Here is a 23,548-nt window from a genome sequence, read left to right on the forward strand (position 1 = left end):
CCAGATTAGGCGAAATTGATTCCGCGCTTGGCGAGCCAGGAAGCCGGGTCGATCCGGTTGGTGCCGTTCTGCAGCACCTCGAAGTGCAGGTGCGGGCCGGTCGAGTAGCCGCGGTTGCCCATCTCGGCGATCTGGTCGCCCGCCATCACCCGCTCGCCGACGCTGACCAGCGACCGGTTGATGTGGCCGTAGAGGGTCACGGTGCCGTCGGAGTGGCGCAGCTTGACCAGCATGCCGTAGCCGGCGCTGGGGCCCGATTCGATCACCACGCCGTCGGAGGCCGCCAGGATCGGGGTGCCGATGGCGTTGGCGATGTCGATGCCGGCGTGTAGCACGCCCCAGCGGTAGCCGAAGTTCGAGGTGAACGCGCCCTGAGTGGGTGCGACGAACAGCGGGCGTTGCAGCCGGGCTTCACGCTCGGCGCGCTCCTGAGCGAACGCCACGCCCTTGGCCAGCTCCTCGTTGTGCACGACGACGTTGGCCGCAGCTTTGACCGTGATCATCTGCAAGCCGTGGCTGGACGTGGTGGTGGTGCCGTCGTTCAACGTGGTCTTGCTGGCCGCCAGTACGGCGGGCCGGGCGACGGTCTCGCCGGACTGGTGGGTGGCGGCGTGCGCGGCGGCAGCGGCCGCACCGGCGGCCATCGCCGCGATCATCACGCGACTCTTGACAGCGCTGGCGGGCTGGCTGCGGTGCTTTCCGCGGCGCGGAGCCAGCTGGGCCGCCTCGTGCGGGCGGTAGTAGCTGTCCGAGTAGCCGCCGCGGGGGAACGCCAGCCGCAGGACCGGCATGTTGTCGGTGTCGGTCATGTCGTCCAGCTCAGGGGCCAGCAGCACGTCCGACGCCTCGTCGAACACGTCTTCGCTGAAAGCGTCTTCGGGCCAGCCGAACTCGTTGAACGGAATGATGTCGGTGACCTCGGTGGGGCTGGGTACCGACGGGCGGATCACAGCTGCCGTAGCGCCGTTTCGACGTCGAGGGAGAGTCCCACCGGAAACCGGACGCATCGGTGCACCGTGCTGCATCAGCCTGGAAGTTCCTCTGGTCGTGATCAGAACGTTATAAAGACCTGGACCTGGTGACGGTAACCACTCCCGCTGGGGCGTGGCAAGCTATCGGCCAAATCCCGCCGTTAATGTGAAGCGAATCACGTTTTTCTGGCGGTGAGATGTGCCACAGCAGTGGTACGCGAGGAGGGAACCCCGCCGCACTCTCGATACAGTGCCTCGGGAGCTAAATCTCTCACAATCCGACAGTGCCGGCCTTCCGGCTACCCGTAATAAGACAGTGAGCCCATGGATCTTTTCGAGTATCAGGCGAAGGAGCTGTTCGCCAAGCACAACGTGCCCACCACTCCCGGTCGAGTAACCACCTCGGCTGAGGACGCCAAGGCCATCGCCACCGAGATCGGTCGGCCGGTCATGGTCAAGGCCCAGGTCAAGGCCGGTGGCCGCGGTAAGGCCGGTGGCGTCAAGTACGCCGCCACCCCGGACGACGCCCTGACCCACGCGCAGAACATTCTCGGTCTGGACATCAAGGGCCACATCGTCAAGAAGCTGCTGGTGGCCGAGGCGAGCGACATCGCCGAGGAGTACTACATCTCCTTCCTGCTCGACCGCTCCAACCGCACCTACCTGGCCATGTGCTCGGTCGAGGGCGGAATGGAGATCGAAGAGGTCGCCGCGACCAAGCCGGAACGGCTGGCCAAGGTGCCGGTGGACGCCGTCAAGGGCGTCGACCTGGCGTTCGCTCGCTCGATCGCCGAGCAGGGCCACCTGCCCGCCGAGGTGCTCGACGCCGCCGCCGTGACCATCCAGAAGCTGTGGGAGGTCTTCGTCGCCGAAGATGCCACCCTGGTCGAGGTCAACCCGCTGGTTCGCACCCCCGACGACCAGATCCTGGCGCTGGACGGCAAGGTCACCCTGGACGGCAACGCTGAGTTCCGGCAGCCCGGCCACGCCGAGTTCGCCGACTTGGACGCGACCGACCCGCTGGAGATCAAGGCCAAAGAGCACGATCTGAACTACGTCAAGCTCGACGGTGAGGTCGGCATCATCGGTAACGGCGCCGGCCTGGTCATGTCGACGCTGGACGTCACCGCCTACGCCGGTGAGAAGCACGGCGGCGTGAAGCCGGCCAACTTCCTCGACATCGGGGGCGGCGCCTCCGCCGAGGTGATGGCCGCCGGCCTGGACGTCATCCTGGGTGACAAGCAGGTCAAGAGCGTGTTCGTCAACGTGTTCGGCGGGATCACCGCCTGCGACGCGGTGGCCAACGGCATCGTGTCGGCGCTGGGCATCCTCGGTGACGCCGCGACCAAGCCGCTGGTGGTTCGCCTGGACGGCAACAACGTCGAGGAGGGCCGGGCGATCCTGGCCGAGGCCAACCACCCGCTGGTGACCGTCGTCGCCACCATGGACGAGGCCGCCGACAAGGCCGCCGAGCTGGCTTTCGCAGCCGGAAAGGACGCATAAGTCATGTCGATCTTCGTCAACAAGGACAGCAAGGTCATCGTCCAGGGCATCACCGGTGCCGAGGCGACCAAGCACACCGCGCGGATGTTGGCCGCCGGCACCCAGATCGTCGGCGGTGTCAACGCCCGTAAGGCCGGCACCACCGTCTCGCACAAGGACAAGGACGGTAACGCCGTCGAGCTGCCGGTGTACGGCAGTGTCGCCGAGGCCATGAAGGAGACCGGCGCCGACGTGTCGATCGCCTTCGTGCCGCCGGCCTTCTCCAAGGACGCCATGATCGAGGCCATCGACGCCGAGATCCCGCTGCTGGTGGTCATCACCGAGGGCATCCCGGTGCAGGACAGCGCCTACGCCTGGGCCTACAACGTGGACAAGGGTGAGAAGACCCGGATCATCGGGCCGAACTGCCCCGGCATCATCACCCCGGGTGAGTGCCTGGTCGGCATCACGCCGGCCAACATCTCGGGCACCGGCCCGATCGGTCTGGTGTCGAAGTCGGGCACGCTGACCTACCAGATGATGTACGAGCTGCGGGACTTCGGTTTCTCCACGGCCATCGGCATCGGCGGCGACCCGGTGATCGGCACAACCCACATCGACGCCATCGAGGCGTTCGAGAAGGACCCGAACACCAAGGTCATCGTGATGATCGGCGAGATCGGCGGCGACGCCGAGGAGCGGGCCGCGGCCTACATCAAGGCCAACGTCACCAAGCCGGTCGTCGGCTACGTGGCCGGGTTCACCGCGCCGGAGGGCAAGACCATGGGCCATGCCGGCGCCATCGTGTCGGGCTCGTCGGGCACTGCGGCCGCCAAGCAGGAGGCCCTGGAGGCCGCCGGTGTGAAGGTGGGCAAGACCCCGTCGGCCACCGCGGCCCTGGCTCGACAGATCCTCGAGAGCCTCTAGCAGTTTCTGCCGAGCAGACGTGAAAGCCCCCATTTCAGCCTGAAATTGGGGGCTTTCGCGTCTGCTCGCCTTCGGAAGGTGAACCATGAGCATTGATCCCCGCACTCCCGTCGTCGTCGGCGTCGGGCAGGCCGCCGAGCGCATCGACGACGCCGACTATCGAGCGATGTCGCCGGTGGAGCTGGCCGCAGCCGCGGCGCAGGCAGCGTTGGCCGACTGCGGGGCGAGCTCAGAGCAGGTCGCATCGGCCATCGACGCGGTAGTGGCCACCCGCCAGTTCGAGATCTCGATTCCGAAAGCCCCTGCGCCGCTGGGCAAATCCAACAACTTCCCGCGGTCCGTCGCGCGTCTGATCGGCGCGGAGCCGGCCCGTGCGGTGCTGGACAAGGTGGGCGGTCAGGGGCCGCAGAAGCTGCTCACCGAGTTCGCCGGCGAGATCGTGGCCGGCACCGCCGACGTGGTGCTGCTGTGCGGGTCCGACGCGACCTCAACGCTGCGCCACTTCGCCAAGGCCGACAACAAGCCGGACTTCACCGAGACCATCGACGGCCAGCTCGAAGACCGCGGCTTCGGCCTGGAGGAGTTCGTCGAGCACTACACCGTCATCCACGGGCTGACCGGTGCCCCGGTGCAGTACGGCCTGCTGGAGAACGCCCGGCGTGCCCGGCTGGGCATGGGCACCGCCGACTACTTGCAGGCGATGGCGGAGCTGTTCGCGCCGATGACCAAGATCGCCGCCAAGAACCCGTTCTCGGCCTCGCCGGTGGAGCGCTCGGTCGACGAGCTGGCCACCATCAGCGCCGGCAACCGGATGATCTGCGACCCCTATCCGCGACTGCTGGTGGCGCGCGACCAGGTCAACCAGGGCGCCGCGGTACTGGTGATGTCGGTCGAGGCCGCCCGCCGCCTGGGCGTGCCCGAAGACCGCTGGGTGTACCTGCACGGCCACGCCGACCAGCGCGCCCAGCGCCTGCTGGAACGGCCCGACCTGAGCGCCTACCCGGCCGCCATCACGGCCACCACCGAGGCGCTCGAGATGGCCGGGATCGGCTTCGACGACATCGCGGCCATGGACCTCTACAGCTGCTTCCCGGTCCCGGTGTTTGCCATCTGTGATGCGTTCGGCCTGTCCGCCGATGACCCTCGCGGCCTGACCCTGACCGGCGGGCTGCCGTTCTTCGGCGGCGCCGGCAACAACTACTCGATGCACGCGATCGCCGAGGCCGTCGCCTCAGCGCGAAGTGTCCCAGGGCAATTCACGTTCGTCGGGGCCAACGGCGGCATGATGAGCAAGTACGCGGCCGGGGTGTACTCGACCACCCCGGTGCCGTGGAAGGCCGATCGCAGCGCCGAGCTGCAGGCGCAGGCCGACAACGCAACCGCTGTGCCGGTCACCGAGAGTGCCCAAGGCCCGGCCACCATCGAGACCTACAGCGTCCGTTACGACTGGGACACCCGGACCGGAATCGTCATCGGCCGATTGGATGCCGACGGCACCCGGTTCCTGGCGACCACCGAAGACGAAGACCTGGTGGCCTTGTTGTCCGACGGCGACCCGCTGGGCGCCCCGGTGACGGTGCACGCATTCGACTACGGCAACCGCTGCTCGCCGCGCTGATTCCCCACCACCGTCCCGCCGCGAGGGTGCACAGAATGCCAGCACAACGGGCGTGTCGCCGGACAAACACGCACCTTCGCGCGGAGTGGGGCTCCCGCGCTAGGTGCTGAACGTTAGGCGCTGAGGCCCAGCTTGGCGGCCAGGCGCTCCACGTAAGCCGCCACCTCGGACTCGGACTTGTCGGGCAGACCGAACAGCGTCTCGGTGACACCGATCTCGGCCCAGTGCGCCAGCTTCTCGGGCACCGGCTTGAAGTCCAGCGCCACGATCTGCGGTGCGCCGTCGCGGCCGGCGGCCGCCCAGGTGTCCTGCAGCAACTTGACCGGCGCGTCGATGTCGAAGTCGCGCGGCGTGGTGATCCAGCCGTCGGCACTGCGAGCGATCCACTTGAAGTTCTTCTCGGTCCCGGCCGCACCGACCAGCACCGGAACGTGCGACTGCACCGGCTTGGGCCACGCCCAACTCGGGCCGAAGTTCACGAACTCGCCCTCGTAGGACGCCTCCTCCTCCGTCCACAGCGCCCGCATCGCCTCCAGGTACTCCCGAAGCATGGTGCGCCGACGGCCGGCCGGCACGCCGTGATCGGCCAGTTCATCAGTGTTCCAACCGAATCCGACACCCAGGCTCACCCGCCCACCGGACAGGTGATCCAGGGTGGCAATCGACTTCGCCAGCGTGATCGGATCATGCTCGACGGGCAGTGCCACCGCGGTCGACAGCCGCACTCGCGAGGTCACCGCACATGCGGCCCCCAGGCTTACCCACGGGTCCAGGGTGCGCATATAACGGTCATCGGGCAGGGACTCGTCGCCGGTGGTCGGGTGAGCGGCCTGTCGCTTCACCGGAATATGCGTGTGTTCCGGCACATAGAAGGTGGTGAAGCCGTGATCATCGGCGAGTTTGGCGGCCGCCGCCGGGTTGATTCCACGGTCACTGGTGAATAGCACGAGCCCGTAATCCATAGCCCCGATTAGAACGTGTTCCTGTTCGGCGGGCAACGGGGGGTCCTTGTCGCGCAGTGTTGACCCACCGACTCGGCCCGCAAGTGCGCTAGCGTGGATGGTCGAAGCGCGCCGCACCGCCCACCAGCGCCCTGCCCACAAGCACAGGAGAGGTCATGACCTACTCGCCCGGGAATCCCGGCTTCCAACCTTCTCAACCATCAGGCTCGTACGGACAACCGACCCCGTCGTTCGCGAAATCGGGTGGCGAAGTCGAGAGCAAAGTGCCGCAATACCTCCGAATCGCAGTAGTTGCGTTGGGCCTGGGTGTCTATTTGGCGAACTTCGGCCCGATCGTGACGATCACCGACGTCGACTACCCTCTGATCCTCAGCGACGCCGGCCACACCGTTCCGCTGGCGGTGCTGGCCGCACTACTGGCCGGTGCAGCCCTGCTGCCCAAGGCGAGGAGCTACACCGCGGTGGTCGCCGTGGTCTCGGCACTGGGTGCGCTGCTGGCCATTTCGACCGTCGCCGATGCCAGCGGCAGCTACACCATCGGCTGGGGCCTGTGGCTGATCCTGATCTTCAGCGTCCTGCAGGCCGCCGCCGCGGTCGGATCGCTGCTACTGGAGGCCGGCGTGGTCACCGCGCCGGCGCCGCGTCCCAAGTACGACCCGTACGCCCAGTACGGCCTGCCGCCGGGCGGCAACTACTACGGTCAGCCCGGCCAGCAGGGTTATGGCCACCAGGGACACCAGGGACACCAGGGCCAGCAGGCTCCGCAGCAGCCAGGCTACCCGTCGTCGTACGGCAGCTACCCGTCCGCACCGTCCAGTGGCGGCTTCGGCGCGCAGCAGGCACCCTCGTCCCCGTCGACGGGCGGCTTCAACTCCGGCGGACAGCAGGCGGCACCCCAGGGGCCGCCGACCCCGCCGACCGGCTTCCCCTCCTACAACTCGCCGTCGTCCGGTGGGTCGGGGAGTGCGTCGACCGGTGGACACAGCGCAGCCGGTTCGGATCAGAGCTCGACGGGTGGCCAGCAGTCGCAGGGCGGCTCCACCTCGTCGGGGCCGGCGCAGCCCTAACCCGCGCCCGCGCGCCGAGTTGAACGTGCTCGCAGCGTGACATCGGTGACCGGCGGCAAACCAGGTTCGAATCCGACCCGCGACCTGCTACGGGTCGCATTCGGCCCGTCCGTCGTAGCTTTGACGGTCATCGCAGCGGTGACGCTGCTGCAGTTGCTGATCGCCAACAGTGACATGACCGGCGCCTCGGGTGCCATCGCCAGCATGTGGCTGGGCGTGCACCAGGTGCCGATCTCGATCGGCGGCCGTGACCTAGGTGCGCTGCCGCTGCTGCCGGTGCTGCTGATGGTGGCCGGGACAGCCCGGACCACGGCGCAGGCCACCGCCCGTGGGGCCTCCTGGTTCGTCATCCGCTGGATCGTGGCCTCCGCGGTCGGTGGACCACTGTTGATCGCAGCGGTCTCCTTGGCGGTCATCCACGACGCGGCGTCGGTCATCACCGAACTGCAGACCCCGCATGCCCTGAGCGCCTTCGCGCACGTCTTCTTTATGCATGCGATCGGCGCGGCGCTGGGAGTGGGGACGCGGGTGGGCCGGCGGGCGCTGGCCGAGACCCGGCTGCCGGATTGGCTGGCGGACTCGGTGCGAGCCGCGATCACCGGCATGCTGGCGCTGTTCGGCCTGGCCGGGGCGGTGACGGTGCTCTCCCTGCTCTGGCACTGGGGGACCATGCACGAGCTCTACGCGATCACCGATTCAGTTTTCGGCCAGCTCAGCCTGACCCTGCTGGCGCTGCTGTATGTGCCCAATGTCCTCGTCGGCGCTACGGCGATGGCGGTCGGCTCGAGTGCGCACATCGGCCCCGCGCTGTTCAGCGCCTTCACCGTTCTCGGCGGCGACATCCCCGCGCTGCCGATCCTGGCTGCGGCGCCCACCCCGCCGTTAGGCCCCGCGTGGGTGGCGCTGCTGATCATCGGCGCGGCGTCCGGAGTGGCCGTCGGGCAGCAGTGCGCCCGCCGGCCGCTTCCGCTGCTTCCGGCACTGGCCAAGGTGGTCGCGGCGGCCTTCATCGCGGCGGTGTCGATGGCCATACTGGGCTTGGCCGGTGGGGGACGGCTGGGCAACTTCGGCGACGTCGGGGTCGATCAGCTGACGTTCGGGCCCGCGGTGTTCGGCTGGTTCGCCGCGATCGGAGCGCTGACGGTGGTGATGATCGGCGGGGTGCGGGCTGATGCGGTGGTCGGCGAACAACGTGTGCTGCCACCGGCCCCGGAGCGGCCCGTGGAGCGCGAAGGCGTCCCCGAACCGGGTCCGGCGCCCATCGCCGACGTCGATTCCGAGGACCTCGTAGTAGTCGGGGAGCCCTTCGAGGCCGACGAGGTGTTCGACGCCGACTTCGAACCGGGCTTCCAACCAGACGAGGTCAACGATGGCGGCGAGTTGAATTGGACGCCAGAACCCGAGCCGCCGCGACCGTTCCGGGCGCACGCGCCGACGCAGCCGCCGGGCCCGCTGGAAGACCCTGAAGACCTGATGTTCACCGACGACGACGGATACGACCGCTAAATCGAGGACTTCAGTCCCTTATATATGTCGACTCTGGCTGATCGGATGGTAGTGCCGACCGTCCGAACTCCAGGGGGACGACATGACCGACGTCGTGGGCACCGAGCCCGCCGGCAAGAACGGCCCGTCTGGCACGTCCAGGCGGCGGAACCTGCACATGCTGGCCGGAGTCCGGGCCGAGATGCTGACCGGCCTGATATTGCCGCCGGGCCATGAGCGGGTGCTCGACGTGGTGGTCTTGATCTGGGTGGACGGCGTCGAGGCCGGGATGCAGATGATCGAGCCGTCGCCGCAGTCGCGCACCCCCGGATTGACCGATGACCTGGCGGAGTCCCTCTACGACGAGCTGGAGGGTGCGGGGTTCTGCAGTGAATACGACGAGTTCCCCGAGTTGGACGACCCCGACTTTCAGGACCTGGCGTATGGGCGGGTCAGCAAGCTCGGCAAGATGACACAGCCGATCGGCCATCCCGAGGTCACCTGGGACATGGTCGAGATCTGGACCGACGGAGTGGCGGCCGCGCTTCGGGTCGCCCGGGACCGAGCGCAGCCTCGCTGAACCGCGGGGGTTTGGCGGCCAGCTTCGCTAGGTTCACAATCACCACTGTCGATGGCGGTGACCCGCGGCGACCGGCTTCGCCGCGCTTGCGATCACCGCGCCGCCGATGGCGGTGACCCGCGGCGACCGGCTTCGCCGCGCTTGCGATCACCGCGTTAGGCTCAGTCACCGTGCAACCGATCCATGTGGCTCCCAGCGTCCCCGCCCGAATGGTGGTGCTGGCTTCGGGCACCGGGTCGCTACTCGAGTCCCTGCTGGCCGCCGCGGTAGACGACTACCCCGCGCGGGTGGTCGCTGTCGGTACTGACCGGGACTGTCGCGCGGTGGAGATCGCCACGGCGGCGGGGTTGCCGGTGTTCACCGTCCGAACGGGTGACTATCCGAACCGAGCAGCATGGGATCTCGCGCTGACCGAGGCCACCGCGGCTCACAGCCCGGATCTGGTGGTTTCGGCGGGCTTCATGAAAATCCTGGGCTCGCACTTCCTGTCCCGTTTCCTGGGGCGCACCGTCAACACCCATCCGGCGCTGCTGCCTTCCTTCCCGGGAGCGCACGCGGTGCCCGAGGCGTTGGCCTACGGGGTCAAGGTCACCGGATGCACCGTGCACCTGGTGGACGCCGGGACCGACACCGGCCCGGTGCTGGCCCAAGAGCCGGTTGCCGTGCTCGACGGCGACGACGAAGACTCTTTGCATGAACGCATCAAGAAAGTGGAGCGCAAGCTCCTGGTTGACGTACTGGCCGCATTGGCGACCGGCGGCGTGACTTGGAACGGACGAAAGGCAACCCTAGGATGACCGACGGCAAGCGACCGATTCGTCGGGCGTTGATCAGCGTCTACGACAAGACCGGACTGGTTGACCTGGCCGCCGGCCTGCACGCCGCCGGCGTGGATATCGTCTCCACCGGATCCACCGCCAAGTCGATTGCGGCCAAGGGCATTCCGGTAACGCCGGTGGAGCAGGTGACTGGCTTCCCCGAGGTGCTCGACGGCCGAGTCAAGACTCTGCACCCCCGGGTGCACGCCGGGCTGCTGGCCGACCTGCGCAAGCCCGAGCACGCCGCGGCGCTCGATGAGCTGGACATCGCAGCGTTCGAGCTGGTGGTGGTCAACCTGTACCCGTTCAGCGAGACCGTGGAGTCCGGCGCTGGCGAGGACGAGTGTGTCGAGCAGATCGACATCGGCGGGCCCTCGATGATCCGGGCGGCCGCCAAGAACCACCCCAGTGTCGCCGTGGTGGTCGACCCGCTCGGCTACGACGGTGTGCTGGCTGCGGTCAACGCCGGCGGCTTCACCCTCGAAGAGCGGAAGCGCTTGGCGTCCCTGGCATTTCGGCACACCGCCGAATACGACGTCGCGGTCGCCAGCTGGATGTCGTCGACGCTGGCTCCCGAAGAGCCGCGCCAAGCACTGCCGGAATGGTACGCACGCACCTACCGCCGCGCCGCGCAGCTTCGCTACGGCGAGAACCCCCACCAGCAGGCCGCTCTCTACTGTGACGCCGGTGCGTGGCCGGGCTTGGCTCAGGCCGAGCAGCTGCACGGAAAAGAGATGTCCTACAACAACTTCACCGACGCGGACGCAGCGTGGCGGGCGGCGTTCGATCACGAAGAGACCTGCGTGGCCATCATCAAGCACGCCAACCCGTGCGGCATCGCGGTCTCGGCGACCTCGGTGGCCGATGCCCACCGCAAGGCGCACGAGTGCGACCCCCTGAGCGCGTTCGGCGGCGTCATCGCGGCCAACACCGAGGTCAGCGTCGAGATGGCCGAGTACGTCAGCACGATCTTCACCGAGGTGATCATCGCCCCGGCCTACGAGGCCGGGGCCGTGGAGATCTTGTCGCGCAAGAAGAACATCCGGGTGCTGTTGGCGTCCGAGCCGCTGCGCGGCGGCACTGAATGGCGCCAAATCAGCGGTGGGCTGTTGATGCAGAGCCGCGACGGTCTCGACGCACCGGGCGACAACCCGGCGAACTGGACACTGGCCACCGGGGAACCGGCGGATGCGGCCACCCTGGCCGACCTGGTCTTCGCCTGGCGGGCCTGCCGCGCGGTCAAATCCAACGCGATTGTGGTCGCGGGCGACGGCGCCACCATCGGCGTGGGCATGGGCCAGGTAAACCGGGTCGACGCCGCCCGGCTGGCGGTGGAGCGCGGGGGCGAGCGGGTGGCCGGTGCGGTCGCTGCCTCGGATGCGTTCTTCCCGTTCCCCGACGGTCTGCAGACGCTGACCGCGGCCGGGGTGAAGGCGATTGTGCACCCGGGCGGCTCGGTGCGCGACGACGAGGTGACGGCGGCGGCGGCCGAGGCCGGGATCACGCTGTATCTGACCGGGGCACGGCACTTCGCGCACTGAGCTAAGGCCCGTCGTCGTCGGCACCGGAACCGTTGTCGCCCAGCAGTTTTTCGGGGTGATGGTAATGGTTGACCCGAGGTTGACCGTGGTCTAGGTGTGGCGGCGGCAGGGTTTGGGTGGTGCCGTCGTGGCGTTTGCGGGTTTTCCAGCCGCCTGAGGTCATGAGTTCATGGTGGGGACCGCAGCGCAGGGTCAGGTCGGTGACGTCGGTGCGCTTGGTTTTCGCGTAGTCGTCGTCATGGTGGACCTCGCAGTAATAGCCGGCGACCGGGCAGTTGGGGTGGCTGCACCCGCGTTCCTTGGCGTAGAGCACGATTCGCTGCCCCGGCGAGGCGAGCCGTTTGGTGTGGAACAGCGCCAGTTCTTTGGCGCCGTCGTAGATCCGCAGGTAGTGGTGGGCGTGGCTGGCCATGGCGATGACGTCGCGCATGGGTAGCCAGGTGCCGCCGCCGGTGTGGGCTTTGCCGGTGCTGGCTTCCAGGTCGGTCAGGGTGGTCGAGACGATGATGCTGGCCGGTAATCCGTTGTGCTGCCCTAGATCTCCGGAGGCGAGCAGGGCGCGGCCCATGGCGGTGAGGGCGTCGTGGTTGCGTTGTGCGGCACTGCGCGAATCGGCGTCGATTCCCGCCTGTGAGGGCGTGCCCTTCACACAGGGGGTGGGGTCATCCGGGTTGCACATGCCGGGGGCGGCCCAGCGGGCCAGCACCGCATCCCACGTGGCGCGGGCTTGGGGATCGAGGAATCCTTTGATGGGGGTCATACCGTCACGGTTCTGGGGTCCCAGCACCACACCACGGTGTTTGGCGCGCTGGTCGTCGCTGTAGTTGCCGTCGGGGTGCAGGTAGTCGGCGAGGCGTTGGGCCAGTTTGGCCAGTTCGTCGGGGCGACACTGCCCGGCCAACCCGGCCAGCTGGTGCTCGGCCTGGGTCAGGGTGCCCGCATCAGTGTCGTCGGGCAGGTAGTGGAAGAACGAGCGAATCACGCCGATGTGGGCGGCCCCGACCCGCCCCTCCCGCTGCGCTGCCGCCACTTCCGGCAATACCGGTTCCAACGGTTCACCGGTCAGCGTGCGGCGCGGCCCCAGCTCCGCGGCATCACTGATGCGACGGGCGGCTTCGCCGCGGGCGATGTGCAGCTCGTCCGCCAGAACCCAGCGCGCTTTCCCGCCCAACTCCACCGGATCGGCGGCGGCTACGTGGTTGACCATCGGATGCTCCACTGCCGGCAACCGGCGCCGTAGCACTTCGCAGCGCCTCAACAGCGCCACGCATTCCCGCGGGGTCAACGCATCGAAATCTAGTTCCAGCGCTCGATCGAGATCCGCGGCCAGCGCGTCGAACACCTCGACAATCGCTTCCCGGGAATTCGAACGCATGTGCTAATACTAGTGCGCCCTTGCGGGCATTGGCGCCGGTAGAACGCGAATCTGTGGAGTAAGTCCGAACTGGGGATAACGGCCCGGAGGGGCCTAACCCTTGACAGAAAGATTGTATGCGCTCACTATCTATCTCAACTTCGAAGTGGGGAGACCTGGTGGCCTACGACCTGATCATCCGCAACGGACTGTGGTTCGACGGCCTGGGCAACGCCCCCCAGGTCCGCACCCTGGGCATCCGCGACGGCGTCGTCGCCGACATCGTTGCGGGGGAGCTGGATGAGACCGGCTGCCCGGACGTGATCGAGGCGGCCGGCAAATGGGTGGTCCCGGGCTTCATCGATGTGCACACCCACTACGACGCCGAGGTGCTGCTGGATCCGGGTCTGCGGGAATCGGTGCGCCACGGCGTCACCACGGTGCTGCTGGGCAACTGCTCGCTGTCGACGGTGTACGCCGAGTCCGAGGATGCCGCCGACCTGTTCAGCCGGGTCGAGGCGGTCCCGCGGAAATTCGTGCTGGACGCGCTGCAGTCCAAGAAGACCTGGTCCACGCCCGCCGAGTATGTGCATGCTCTCGAGGAGTTGCCACTCGGTCCCAACATCAGCTCCATGCTCGGCCACTCGGACCTGCGGACCGCGGTGCTCGGCTTGGACCGCGCGACCACCGACGGCGTCGTCCCGACCGATGCCGAGCTGGAGAAGATGGCTGCCCTGCTCGACCAAGGCCTCGAGGCTGGACTGTTGGGCATGTCAGGGATGGACGCCCCGATCGACAAGCTCGACGGCGACCGGTTCCGGTCCCGGGCACTGCCGTCGACGTTCGCCACCTGGCGTGAGCGCCGGCGGTTGATCAAGGTGCTGCGCAAGCGGGGCCGGATGTTGCAGAGTGCTCCCGACGTCCGAAACCCGTTGACGGCGTTGAACTTCTTCCTGACTAGCAGTGGAATGTTCGGTCGGCGACGCGGGGTTCGAATGAGCCTGCTGGTCTCCGCGGACGCCAAGTCGGCGCCGGGCGCGGTCCGGGTCTTCGGTCCCGGTGCTCGGCTGCTCAACGCCCTGCTGGGCTCCAGCGTGCGATTCCAGCACCTGCCCGTGCCGTTCGAGTTGTATTCCGACGGAATCGATCTGCCGGTGTTCGAGGAATTCGGCGCGGGAACCGCCGCGCTGCATCTGCGCGACCAGTTGGAGCGCAACGCGCTACTGGCCGACACCGAGTACCGGCGCCGGTTCCGCAAGGCCTTCGACCGCAAAAAGCTGGGTCCGTCCTTGTGGCACCGCGACTTCCACGACGCGGTGATCGTCGAATGCCCTGATGCCGGCCTGGTCGGCAAGAGCTTCGGGCAGATCGCCGAGGAACGCGGGCTGCACCCCTTGGATGCGTTCCTCGATGTGCTGGTGGACAACGGCGAACGCAACGTCCGCTGGACCACGATCGTCGCCAATCATCGGCCCAAGCAGCTCGACAAGTTGGCTAACGAACCGGTTATCCATATGGGGTTCTCCGACGCCGGAGCGCACCTACGCAACATGGCCTTCTACAACTTCTCGCTGCGCCTGCTCAAGCGCGTCCGCGACGCCGAGGCGGCCGGGCGGCCGTTCATGAGCGTCCAGCGGGCGGTATACCGGCTGACCTCCGAAGTCGCCGACTGGTTCGGGTTCGACGCCGGCACGCTGCGCCCAGGCGACCGCGCGGACTTCGTGGTGATCGACCCGGCCGGTCTGACCGATGCCGTCGACGGCTACCACGAGGAGAAGGTGCCGTTCTACGGCGACCTGAGTCGGATGGTCAACCGCAATGACGACGCGGTGGTGGCTACCGGCGTTGGCGGCACCGTGGTGTTCCGCAACGGGCAGTTCTGCGACGGCTACGGCACCACCGTGAAGTCCGGCCGTTTCCTGCGCGCCGGATCCCGTGAGCTGCAATCGGTCTAGCGCATGGCCAGAACCCAGCAGGAGCGCCGCGAGACCACCGTCGCGCGCCTGCTCGACGCCAGCATCTCCACCATCTCCGAGATCGGCTACGCGCGGGCGTCGGCCAAGGTGATCGCCGCTCGCGCCGGGGTGTCCGATGGAGCGTTGTTCCGCCACTTCGGCACCATGGGTGCCTTCATGGCGGCCACTGCCCAGGAGGTGCTGCGCCGTCAGCTGGACTTGATCGGCAAGCAGGTGGCGGAGATCCCGGCCGACGGCTCGGCGTTGGAAGCGGTGTTGACCGTACTGCGTGATCTGACGGCGAACTCCAACAACGCGGTGGTCTACGAGTTGCTGATCGCCGCACGCACCGACGAGAAGCTGCGGTCCACGCTGTCGGAGGTTCTGGACGAATACCGCGCGAAGATCTACGACACCGCCCGTGGGTTTCCCGGCGCCGACGCATTTCCCGAGGACCTGTTCCCCAACGTGGTGACGCTGCTCACCAACACCTTCGATGGCGCCGCGATCGTACGGACTGTGCTGCCGCAGCCCGAGATCGAGGCTAACCGCATTCCGTTGCTGCTGAAGCTTTTTGAGGACTGGAGTGAACGCCGGACGTCTTAGGCACTCTCGCCGCTGACGGACGCCGAGCCGGCATCTCTCGGTGCGGCCGCCGTCACGTGGTCCACGAAGTCGGCGATCTCGGCAACGGCTCGGCGGGCGTCGGGATTGAAGTCGAAGGTGAGCTGGAACATGTGCAACGCACGGTCCCAGACCTGAACCCAGTTCGGCACGCCGGCGGCGGTCAGCTTGTCGGCCAGCACGAACGTGTCGTTGCGCAGCATCTCGTTGTTGCCGACCTGCAACAGGAACGGTCCGAGCCCGCGCAGCTCCGCCTCCGGCGGCATGACCGGCAGCTCGCGGGTGCCGTTCACGGTGGCGAACACCCGGTAGATGAACATGAACGCCATGAACGGGAAGAACGGGTCGCGGTGGGTGCGGGCGGCCTCGCGTTTGATCTCCATGTCCGACGACGTCAGCGCTGACATCAACACCTGACCGGCGGGCGCCGGCAGCCCGGCATCTCGTGCAGCGATGGCGGTGTTCACCGCCATCAGGCCGCCTGCCGAATCTCCCGCCACCACAATGTGTTCTGCGGTGAATCCAGCGTCCAGGACCCGGCGGTAGGCGCACAGACCGTCGGCGACTGCCTCGTCGATTCCGGCCAGCGGGGCCAATCGGTAGCCGACGTTGAACACCTTCGCGCCGGTGACCGCGGAGAGCTTGCTGGCAAAGCGGCGATGCGAATTGAGGCCCAGTGTGACCAGTGCCGAACCGTGGAAGTAGACGATCACCCGGTTTGAGTCGCGCGCACTCGGTGCCACGACCCATTCCGCCGGACAGTCGGTCAATCGCTCCGGTGTCACCTCGGTGCCCGGCAGCGCCCGGATGTAGCGCATCGGCTGGTCGATGAGGTCAAGGCGTGCCCGCTGCAGGCCGGCGGGCCAGAACCGGTTGACGACCATGCCGACCAGGGTCAGCACGGCGATCGAGGTGCGCAAAAAGATCGCCGCGGCCGCAGCCAGTAGTCGGGCCTGCCAGGATGCCGGACCGAAGTAGGTCTGAGCCGGTCGTTCGCGCCATTCCGGAAAGTTCACAGTACCCAGGGTATCGGGTATTGGGCGCCTGGATAAACGCAGGACATCGTGACGGACTTTCATGCCCGTCGTAGCGTGGAGTGGTGACCGCGCCGAATGCCCCGCACGACCTGCCCAAGACTCTCGGTGAGCTGCGTGCTGCCGGCCACCGTGAGAGGGGGGTCAAACAGGAGATCGCCGAGAACCTGTTGGCCCGACTCGGCAACGGTGACGACGCCGCAGCCATCTGGCCAGGCATTTTCGGCTTCGAGGACACCGTGCTGCCGCAACTTGAGCGCGCGTTGATCGCCGGTCACGACATCGTGCTGCTCGGCGAGCGCGGCCAGGGCAAGACCCGGCTGCTGCGCGCATTGAGCGGATTGCTCGACGAGTGGACCCCGGTGATCGCCGGCGCCGAGCTTGGCGAGCACCCGTATTCGCCGATCACGCCCGAGTCGATTCGTCGGGCGGCCGAGCTCGGTGACGAGCTGCCGGTGGCGTGGCGCCACCGCAGCGAGCGCTACACGGAGAAGCTGGCCACCCCAGACACCAGCGTCGCCGACCTGGTCGGCGACATCGACCCGATCAAGGTGGCCGAAGGCCGCAGTCTGGGTGACCCCGAAACCATCGCCTATGGCCTGATCCCGCGGGCGCACCGCGGCGTGGTCGCCGTGAACGAACTGCCCGACCTCGCCGAGCGCATCCAGGTCGCGATGCTCAACGTGATGGAGGAACGCGACATCCAGGTGCGCGGCTACACGCTACGGCTGCCGCTGGACGTGCTGGTGGTCGCCAGCGCCAACCCGGAGGACTACACCAACCGCGGCCGCATCATCACCCCGCTCAAGGACCGCTTCGGCGCCGAGATCCGCACCCACTACCCGCTGGAACTCGACGCCGAGGTCGGCGTGATCGCCCAAGAGGCGCATCTGAGTGCGCAGGTACCCGACTACCTACTGGCGGTGTTGGCCCGATTCGCCCGCTACCTGCGGGAGTCTCGCTCGGTGGACCAGCGCTCCGGCGTCTCGGCGCGCTTCGCGATTGCCGCCGCGGAGACGGTGGCGGCCTCGGCGCGCCACCGCGGCGCGGTGCTGGGCGAAACCGACCCGGTGGCCCGAGTGGTGGACCTGAGCACGATCGTCGACGTGCTGCGCGGCAAGCTGGAATTCGAATCCGGCGAGGAGGGGCGCGAGCAGGCCGTGCTGGAGCACCTGTTGCGGCGGGCTACCGCCGATACCGCATCGCGGGCACTGGGCGGGATCGACGTGGGACCGCTGGTGGCGGCGGTCGAGGACGCGACGGTGACGACGGGAGAGCGGATCTCGGCCAAAGCGGTGCTGGCGGCGCTGCCGGATCTGCCGGTGATCGACGCCGTCGCGCAGCGCCTGGGCGCGGAATCCGACGGCGAACGTGCCGCGGCACTTGAGTTGGCCCTGGAAGCACTGTATTTGGCCAAGCGCATCGACAAGACCTCCGACGAGGGCGAAACCGTCTATGGCTAGAAGTCACGCTTCGCGGTATTCGGCCTACTCCGGTGGGCCGGATCCGTTGGCGCCGCCGGTCGATCTGGCCGAGGCGCTGGAGGAGATTGGCCGTGACGTCATGGAGGGGACCTCTCCGCACCGGGCCCTGCAAGAGCTGTTGCGGCGCGGCACCAAGAGCATGACCGGCGCCGATCAGCTGGCGGCCGAGGCGCAACGCAGGCGTCGGGAACTGTTGCGCCGCAACAACTTGGATGGCACGCTAGCCGAGGTCAAAAAGCTACTCGACGAAGCGGTGCTCGCTGAACGCAAAGAGCTGGCCCGCGCACTCGACGACGACGCCCGCTTCGCCGAGATGCAGATCGAGGGGCTGTCGCCGTCGCCGGCCAAAGCGGTGCAGGAGCTCGCCGACTACAACTGGCGCAGCGGCGAGGCCCGCGAGTCTTACGAGAAGATCAAGGACCTGCTCGGCCGCGAGATGCTCGACCAGCGTTTCGCCGGCATGAAGCAGGCGCTGGAAGGGGCCACCGACGCCGACCGGCAACGGGTCAGCGACATGCTCGACGATCTCAATGACCTGTTGGACAAGCATTCTCGTGGCGAAGACACCGCGCAGGACTTCGAGCAGTTCATGGACTCCCATGGCGAGTTCTTCCCGGAGAACCCGCGCAATGTCGAGGAGCTGCTGGATTCGCTGGCGCAGCGGGCGGCCGCCGCGCAGCGCTTCCGTAACAGCCTGAGCGCCGAGCAGCGTGCCGAGCTGGATGCCTTGGCCGAGCAGGCATTCGGCTCCCCGGCCTTGCAGCAGGCGCTCGGACGCCTGGACGCGCATCTGCAGGCGGCTCGGCCGGGCGAGGACTGGACCGGCTCGTCGGAGTTCTCCGGCAACAACCCGCTCGGCATGGGGGAGGGCGCCCAGGCCCTGTCCGATATCGCCGAGCTCGAGCAGCTTGCTGAGCAGCTGTCGCAGGCGTATCCGGGCGCGAGCATGGACGACGTCGACCTTGACGCGCTGGCCCGTCAACTCGGCGACCAGGCCGCCGTCGACGCACGCACGCTGGCCGAGCTGGAACGTGCGCTGCTCAACCAAGGGTTTCTGGACCGCAGCTCTGACGGGCAGTGGCGGCTGTCGCCGAAGGCGATGCGCCGGCTCGGCGAAACGGCGTTACGTGATGTGGCGCGGCAACTTTCGGGACGTCGCGGCGAACGCGACCACCGTCGGGCCGGGGCGGCCGGCGAGCTGACCGGGGCGACCCGGCCCTGGCAGTTCGGCGACACGGAGCCGTGGAACGTCACCCGGACCCTCACCAACGCGGTACTGCGCGAAGTAGCCGAACCGGGCACGGCCGCCACTCGCGGCCGGCTGTCGATCAGCGTGGAGGACGTCGAGGTCTCCGAGACCGAGACGCGCACTCAGTCCGCCGTTGCGCTGCTGGTGGATACGTCGTTCTCGATGGTGATGGACAACCGTTGGCTGCCGATGAAGCGCACCGCGCTGGCGTTGAACCACCTGGTCAGCACGCGGTTCCGTTCAGATGCGTTGCAGATCATCGCCTTCGGGCGCTATGCGCGCACGGTGACCGCCGCGGAGCTGACCGGGCTGGAAGGTGTCTACGAGCAGGGCACCAATCTGCACCATGCGCTGGCGCTGGCCAGTCGGCACCTGCGCCGTCACCCCAACGCCCAGCCGGTGGTCCTGGTGGTCACCGACGGGGAGCCGACGGCGCACTTGGAGGACTATGACGGCGCAGGGGCGGGTTCCGCGGTGTTTTTTGACTACCCGCCACACCCGCGGACCATCGCCCACACCGTGCGGGGCTTCGATGACGTCGCCCGACTCGGTGCGCAGGTGACGATCTTCCGGCTCGGTGACGATCCCGGGCTGGCCCGCTTCATCGACCAGGTGGCGCGGCGGGTCCAGGGCCGGGTGGTGGTTCCGGAACTCGACGGTCTGGGCGCTGCGGTGGTCGGGGATTACCTGAGGTCGCGCCGCCGCTAAGTGGCACGCGGCCCAGGGAGTTACCGGGACAGCAGGCGGCGCTTTTGTGCGGCGAACTCCTCGCCGGTCAGATAGCCGGCGTCGTGCAGTTCGCCGAGTTCGCGGATCCCAGCCGCCAGCTCCACCACCGAGGTCAGCGGGGAATGCGCCGCTGCCACCGCTGTTTGCTCCGCCGAATCCGAGGACGGCTTGCCGGACCCTGCGGACGCGACGGCAGCAGTCGCCTTGCCGCCCTCCGAGCGGCGCTGGTTCATGGCGCCGGCCAACGCGCTGCCGCCCATACCGGCCAGGGCCATCTGGCCGAATGCCGTGCCCAGCCCGGCCGGTGACGTGGCGGCGGCGGCGCCGAGCGGCGTCGAGAAGCTGGCGTGGCGGATCTCGGGGGCGACCTCGGCCCAACTGATGGGCGTTGACAGCGCCCCGAGCGGGAACGCCTCGCCCATGGACACCACGACCGCTTCGTGGGGAATTCGGAGGTTCTCCATCGACGGCAGTTCCTCGTGCACTCCCAACTGGTCCAGAGCGTTCAAGATGCGTTTCTGGCCGGCCCGGAGGATGTCCTGGGTGTCGAAGATCTCTTGGGAGTCCTGCTCGGCGAAATGCATTGCCGCGCCCGCCAGGAAGACACCGAGGATCGACATCGGCAGGGCGATCCCAAGGGCGGTCTCGTCGGCGATGACGGCCATCCAGTCGAAGAATCCAGACGGGAGGTCGCTCGGCAACGCTACGCCGGGCAACCCTTGGGCGGCCTCCGCCGAGCCGGGCCCGGTCAGCGTGGAGGCCAGTCGAGACGACACCGTCTGCGCGAGGTTGGCAGCGGGATTGCCCTGAGCGGCGGTCTGGCTGATTGGTCCCGCAGGGTTACTGGTCTGCGGCGGCGGCGCGAAGGGCTCCAGCTCTCTGGCGGTCGTCGACAGGGCCGAATAGCTGTACATCGCGGTCGCGTCCTGCGCCCACATCTCGCCGTATTCGGCTTCGGTGGCCGCGATTGCGGCGGCATTCTGGCCCAGCACGTTGGTGGCCAACAGGGTCAGCAATCGTGCACGGTTGGCCGCGATGATCGGCGGGGGAACCGTCAAGGCGAACGCAGCCTCGTAGGCGGCCACAGCCGCTTTCGCTTGCAGGGCAGTCTTTTCAGCCTGAGTTGCGGTGGTGTTCAGCCACGTCGTGAACGGGGTAGCCGCAGCCGCCATCGCCGCCGAGGACGGACCCGACCAAGCCGAGCTGGTCAACTCGGCGACCACCGATTCGTAACCTGCTGCCGCCGTGTGCAGTTCGGCCGCCAGTCCGCTCCAGGCAGTCGCCGCGGCGAGCATCGGCCCCGAGCCGGCGCCGAGGTACATGAGACCGGAGTTGACTTCCGGCGGCAACGCAGCGAAATTCATTCGCGGTGGATGCCGGTAGCGGCGGAGCCGGGCGCTGCGGGACGCCGCGCTCGGGTTGCGGCGTTCGCAAGCGCGGCGGAGCCGGGCGCTGCGGGACGCCGCGCTCGGGTTGCGGCGTTCGCAAGCGCGGCGGAGCCGGGCGCTGCGGGACGCCGCGCTCGGGTACAGCGGTCCATTGCAGTTGCATCCCTCCGGTCACGGTTCGGTGGTGTGGTCCGTTCGATCTAACTCGCCCGGCGCTTCACCAGGGGGCTCGACACTCCGGGCGGCAAACACCTCGACCAAGGGGTCAAAGCCGACGATGCGCTGGGCGTACCACCATTCTCCGAGCCCGAAGCGGTGCCTCGCCATGGTGTTTGACACCCATTCGCATGTCAGGGCGACCCGTATGGACATTGCGTGCCGGGCAGACCAGGGTGGTGGTATGAGCCGTTGGACTGGGCTCGTCGACCGATTTCGGCGGCGGGCGAGCGCGCCCGCGCGGGGGTTTATTCGGCGTGTCGTTCTGATCAACGGTTTGGTCTTCACCTTCGGCACCTTGGTGCTGGCCATGTCGCCCGCCACCGTTTCGGGGCCTGTCCGATTGGCCGAGATCCCGGTGCTGGTCATTGGGCTGGCAGTCGTGGTGGGGGCCAACGCCCTGCTGTTGCGGTCAAGCCTGGCCCCGCTGGACCGGCTCGCTGCGTCCATGCGACGGGTTGATCTACTCCGGCACACCGACCGGGTGGACGATACCGGCGACAGTGATCTGCACCACCTGATGGCGTCGTTCAACGCCATGCTGGACCGGCTGGAGACCGAACGCGCCTCCTCGAGTGCCTTGGTGCTTGTCGCGCAGGAGAACGAGCGGCAGCGGATCGCCAGGGAGTTGCACGATGAGATCGGCCAAACCCTCACCGTTGCCCTGCTCACCCTCAAACGAGCCGTCGACGCCGCGCCGGATGGAATACGCGGTGACCTCGCGGACGCGCAGGAGATCGTGCGGGCAAGTCTCGACGAAGTGCGCGGCATTGCGCGTCGGCTGCGCCCGGATGCGTTGGAAGACCTCGGCTTACAGAGTGCACTGCAGGCGCTGTGCAACCAGTTCACCCAGGCGAGCGGCATCGATGTGGTCAAAGACATTGGTCCGCAAGCGGAACGATTGAATCCCAACGTGGAGTTGGTGTGCTATCGCATAGTGCAGGAGAGCTTGACCAATATCGCCCGGCACTCCGGCGCGCAGAAGGTGTGGCTGGATTTGCACGTCGATGCAGCGGGGGAGCTGACCCTGCGGATCTCCGATGACGGTACGGGCGGGATGAGCGCCGAAGGCGCGGGTATCACCGGAATGCGCGAGCGCGCCCTGCTGGTGCACGGCACCCTGACCATCACCTCGTCGGCCGAGCAAGGCACCGAAATCCGGCTGGTGGTGCCGGGCCGACCGGGGGTGGGACGGTCATGATGCCGACCCAGCCGGCACGCATCCTGCTGGCCGACGATCACGCCCTGATGCGCAGTGGGCTGCGGATGATTCTGGACGCCGAGCCCGACCTGTCCGTCGTCGCCGAGGCCGCCGACGGCGCAGAGGCGCTCGCGGCGTTACAGGACACTCCCGTCGACCTGGCCATTCTGGACATCGCGATGCCGCGGATGACGGGACTGCAGGCCGCCCGCGAGATCAACCGCAACCATCCCCACGTGCGGGTGCTGATGCTGTCGATGCACGACAACGAGCAGTATTTCTTCGAAGCCCTCAAGGCCGGCGCGTCGGGCTACGTCTTGAAGTCGGTAGCCGACCGCGACCTGCTCGAGGCGTGCCGGGCCACGATTCGCGGTGAGCCGTTTCTCTACGCCGGTGCGGTGACCGCCCTGATCCGCGACTACCTGCACCGGGCGCGGCACGGCAATACGTTGCCCGAGACCATCCTCACGCCCCGGGAAGAGGAAGTCCTCAAGCTGATCGCCGAGGGCTTCTCGGCGCGGGAGATCGCTAAGACGCTCGGCATCAGCGCCAAGACGGTCGACCGCCACCGGACCAACACCCTGCAGAAACTGGGCTTGCGTGACCGCCTCGCGCTCACCCGGTATGCAATCAGGACCGGGTTGATCGAGCCGTAGGCGGGCGCGTCCGTAGCGGCGTTCGCAAGGGCGGCGCAGCCGGGGGACGGGACGCCGCCACCAACTATGGGTGTTTCACCCCCCGCCGAATGGGGGTTGTATTCCATGGCGCGCGGCCGCCGCACCACACAAACTGGAATCAGTGGTGGTGGGAGATGGGTGCGGCCGTGTTCTGAGCGCGTCCGCGGTCTCCTCACGATTGGCCAC

19 protein-coding genes are annotated in these 23,548 nt (G+C 67.8%); 14 read left to right on the forward strand and 5 right to left on the reverse strand.

The annotated features are described in order from the left end of the window. Positions 1–5: 5 nt before the first annotated feature. Complete coding sequence (locus tag MJO54_RS05070; RefSeq protein WP_434085431.1) at positions 6–1,007, reverse strand: M23 family metallopeptidase; 1,002 nt, start codon at positions 1,005–1,007, stop codon at positions 6–8. Between the two features lie 288 nt (positions 1,008–1,295). On the opposite strand from MJO54_RS05070, the gene sucC reads away from it, so the two are divergent. The 3 genes from sucC (at position 1,296) to MJO54_RS05085 (ending at position 4,998) form a co-directional block, all read left to right on the forward strand. Beyond that, positions 1,296–2,474 (forward strand): ADP-forming succinate--CoA ligase subunit beta, encoded by a 1,179-nt coding sequence (gene sucC, locus MJO54_RS05075; protein ID WP_024443705.1) that lies wholly within the window; start codon positions 1,296–1,298, stop codon positions 2,472–2,474. A 3-nt stretch (positions 2,475–2,477) separates the two neighbouring features. Beyond that, positions 2,478–3,380 (forward strand): succinate--CoA ligase subunit alpha, encoded by a 903-nt coding sequence (gene sucD, locus MJO54_RS05080; RefSeq protein ID WP_046286308.1) that lies wholly within the window; start codon positions 2,478–2,480, stop codon positions 3,378–3,380. Positions 3,381–3,465: 85 nt separating this feature from the next. Then, positions 3,466–4,998, forward strand: coding sequence for an acetyl-CoA acetyltransferase (locus MJO54_RS05085; RefSeq protein ID WP_240175735.1), 1,533 nt, complete (start codon positions 3,466–3,468; stop codon positions 4,996–4,998). A 113-nt stretch (positions 4,999–5,111) separates the two neighbouring features. Here the strand turns inward: MJO54_RS05085 and MJO54_RS05090 are convergent, their stop codons facing one another. After that, positions 5,112–5,960 (reverse strand): LLM class F420-dependent oxidoreductase, encoded by an 849-nt coding sequence (locus tag MJO54_RS05090; protein WP_240175736.1) that lies wholly within the window; start codon positions 5,958–5,960, stop codon positions 5,112–5,114. A 155-nt stretch (positions 5,961–6,115) separates the two neighbouring features. Here MJO54_RS05090 and MJO54_RS05095 point away from each other — a divergent pair, with 155 nt between their 5' ends. The 5 genes from MJO54_RS05095 to purH all read left to right on the forward strand — a co-directional run bounded on the left by MJO54_RS05095 (position 6,116) and on the right by purH (position 11,451). Beyond that, a complete protein-coding gene (locus MJO54_RS05095) occupies positions 6,116–7,027 on the forward strand; it encodes a DUF5336 domain-containing protein (protein ID WP_065152780.1) in 912 nt (303 codons plus the stop codon). A 45-nt stretch (positions 7,028–7,072) separates the two neighbouring features. Next, complete coding sequence (locus MJO54_RS05100) at positions 7,073–8,533, forward strand: cell division protein PerM (RefSeq protein WP_065152787.1); 1,461 nt, start codon at positions 7,073–7,075, stop codon at positions 8,531–8,533. 82 nt (positions 8,534–8,615) lie between these two features. Next, positions 8,616–9,092: a hypothetical protein gene (locus MJO54_RS05105; protein ID WP_082108414.1), complete on the forward strand. Its 477-nt coding sequence runs from the start codon at positions 8,616–8,618 to the stop codon at positions 9,090–9,092. Between the two features lie 209 nt (positions 9,093–9,301). Continuing rightward, positions 9,302–9,889 carry a phosphoribosylglycinamide formyltransferase gene (purN, locus tag MJO54_RS05115; RefSeq protein ID WP_046286313.1) on the forward strand — a complete coding sequence of 196 codons (588 nt, stop codon included), beginning with the start codon at positions 9,302–9,304 and terminating at the stop codon, positions 9,887–9,889. Then, a complete protein-coding gene (purH, locus tag MJO54_RS05120) occupies positions 9,886–11,451 on the forward strand; it encodes a bifunctional phosphoribosylaminoimidazolecarboxamide formyltransferase/IMP cyclohydrolase (protein WP_065152779.1) in 1,566 nt (521 codons plus the stop codon). The genes purN and purH overlap by 4 nt, the downstream gene beginning before the upstream one ends. 1 nt (position 11,452) lies before the next feature. Here purH and MJO54_RS05125 read toward each other — a convergent pair whose 3' ends face one another. After that, complete coding sequence (locus MJO54_RS05125) at positions 11,453–12,826, reverse strand: HNH endonuclease signature motif containing protein (RefSeq protein WP_240175737.1); 1,374 nt, start codon at positions 12,824–12,826, stop codon at positions 11,453–11,455. 158 nt (positions 12,827–12,984) lie between these two features. Between MJO54_RS05125 and MJO54_RS05130 the strand changes: the two genes are divergently transcribed. Together MJO54_RS05130 and MJO54_RS05135 are read left to right on the forward strand one after the other, a co-directional pair. Then, the gene (locus tag MJO54_RS05130) at positions 12,985–14,760 is read left to right on the forward strand and encodes an N-acyl-D-amino-acid deacylase family protein (RefSeq protein ID WP_046284195.1); all 1,776 of its coding nucleotides are present in this window, start codon (positions 12,985–12,987) and stop codon (positions 14,758–14,760) included. 3 nt (positions 14,761–14,763) lie between these two features. Continuing rightward, complete coding sequence (locus MJO54_RS05135) at positions 14,764–15,366, forward strand: TetR/AcrR family transcriptional regulator (RefSeq protein ID WP_046284194.1); 603 nt, start codon at positions 14,764–14,766, stop codon at positions 15,364–15,366. Here MJO54_RS05135 and MJO54_RS05140 read toward each other — a convergent pair. After that, on the reverse strand, positions 15,363–16,400 hold the full coding sequence (locus MJO54_RS05140) for an alpha/beta hydrolase (protein WP_065152082.1): 1,038 nt from the start codon (positions 16,398–16,400) through the stop codon (positions 15,363–15,365). The genes MJO54_RS05135 and MJO54_RS05140 overlap by 4 nt on opposite strands. A gap of 83 nt (positions 16,401–16,483) precedes the next feature. Here MJO54_RS05140 and MJO54_RS05145 point away from each other — a divergent pair, with 83 nt between their 5' ends. Continuing rightward, positions 16,484–17,881, forward strand: coding sequence for a sigma 54-interacting transcriptional regulator (locus tag MJO54_RS05145; RefSeq protein ID WP_434006611.1), 1,398 nt, complete (start codon positions 16,484–16,486; stop codon positions 17,879–17,881). Beyond that, complete coding sequence (locus MJO54_RS05150) at positions 17,874–19,859, forward strand: vWA domain-containing protein (RefSeq protein WP_046284191.1); 1,986 nt, start codon at positions 17,874–17,876, stop codon at positions 19,857–19,859. The genes MJO54_RS05145 and MJO54_RS05150 overlap by 8 nt, the downstream gene beginning before the upstream one ends. 20 nt (positions 19,860–19,879) lie before the next feature. On the opposite strand, the gene MJO54_RS23595 is transcribed toward MJO54_RS05150, so the two are convergent. Further along, positions 19,880–21,244 carry a PPE family protein, SVP subgroup gene (locus MJO54_RS23595; protein ID WP_064890634.1) on the reverse strand — a complete coding sequence of 455 codons (1,365 nt, stop codon included), beginning with the start codon at positions 21,242–21,244 and terminating at the stop codon, positions 19,880–19,882. A 424-nt stretch (positions 21,245–21,668) separates the two neighbouring features. Between MJO54_RS23595 and MJO54_RS05165 the strand changes: the two genes are divergently transcribed. Further along, entirely contained in the window at positions 21,669–22,685 is a 1,017-nt protein-coding gene (locus MJO54_RS05165; protein WP_064890662.1) for a sensor histidine kinase, read from the forward strand. Next, positions 22,685–23,341: a response regulator gene (locus MJO54_RS05170; protein WP_064890660.1), complete on the forward strand. Its 657-nt coding sequence runs from the start codon at positions 22,685–22,687 to the stop codon at positions 23,339–23,341. The genes MJO54_RS05165 and MJO54_RS05170 overlap by 1 nt, the downstream gene beginning before the upstream one ends. Positions 23,342–23,548: the final 207 nt, after the last annotated feature.

The organism is Mycolicibacter virginiensis (assembly GCF_022374935.2).
Lineage (GTDB): Bacteria > Actinomycetota > Actinomycetes > Mycobacteriales > Mycobacteriaceae > Mycobacterium > Mycobacterium virginiense.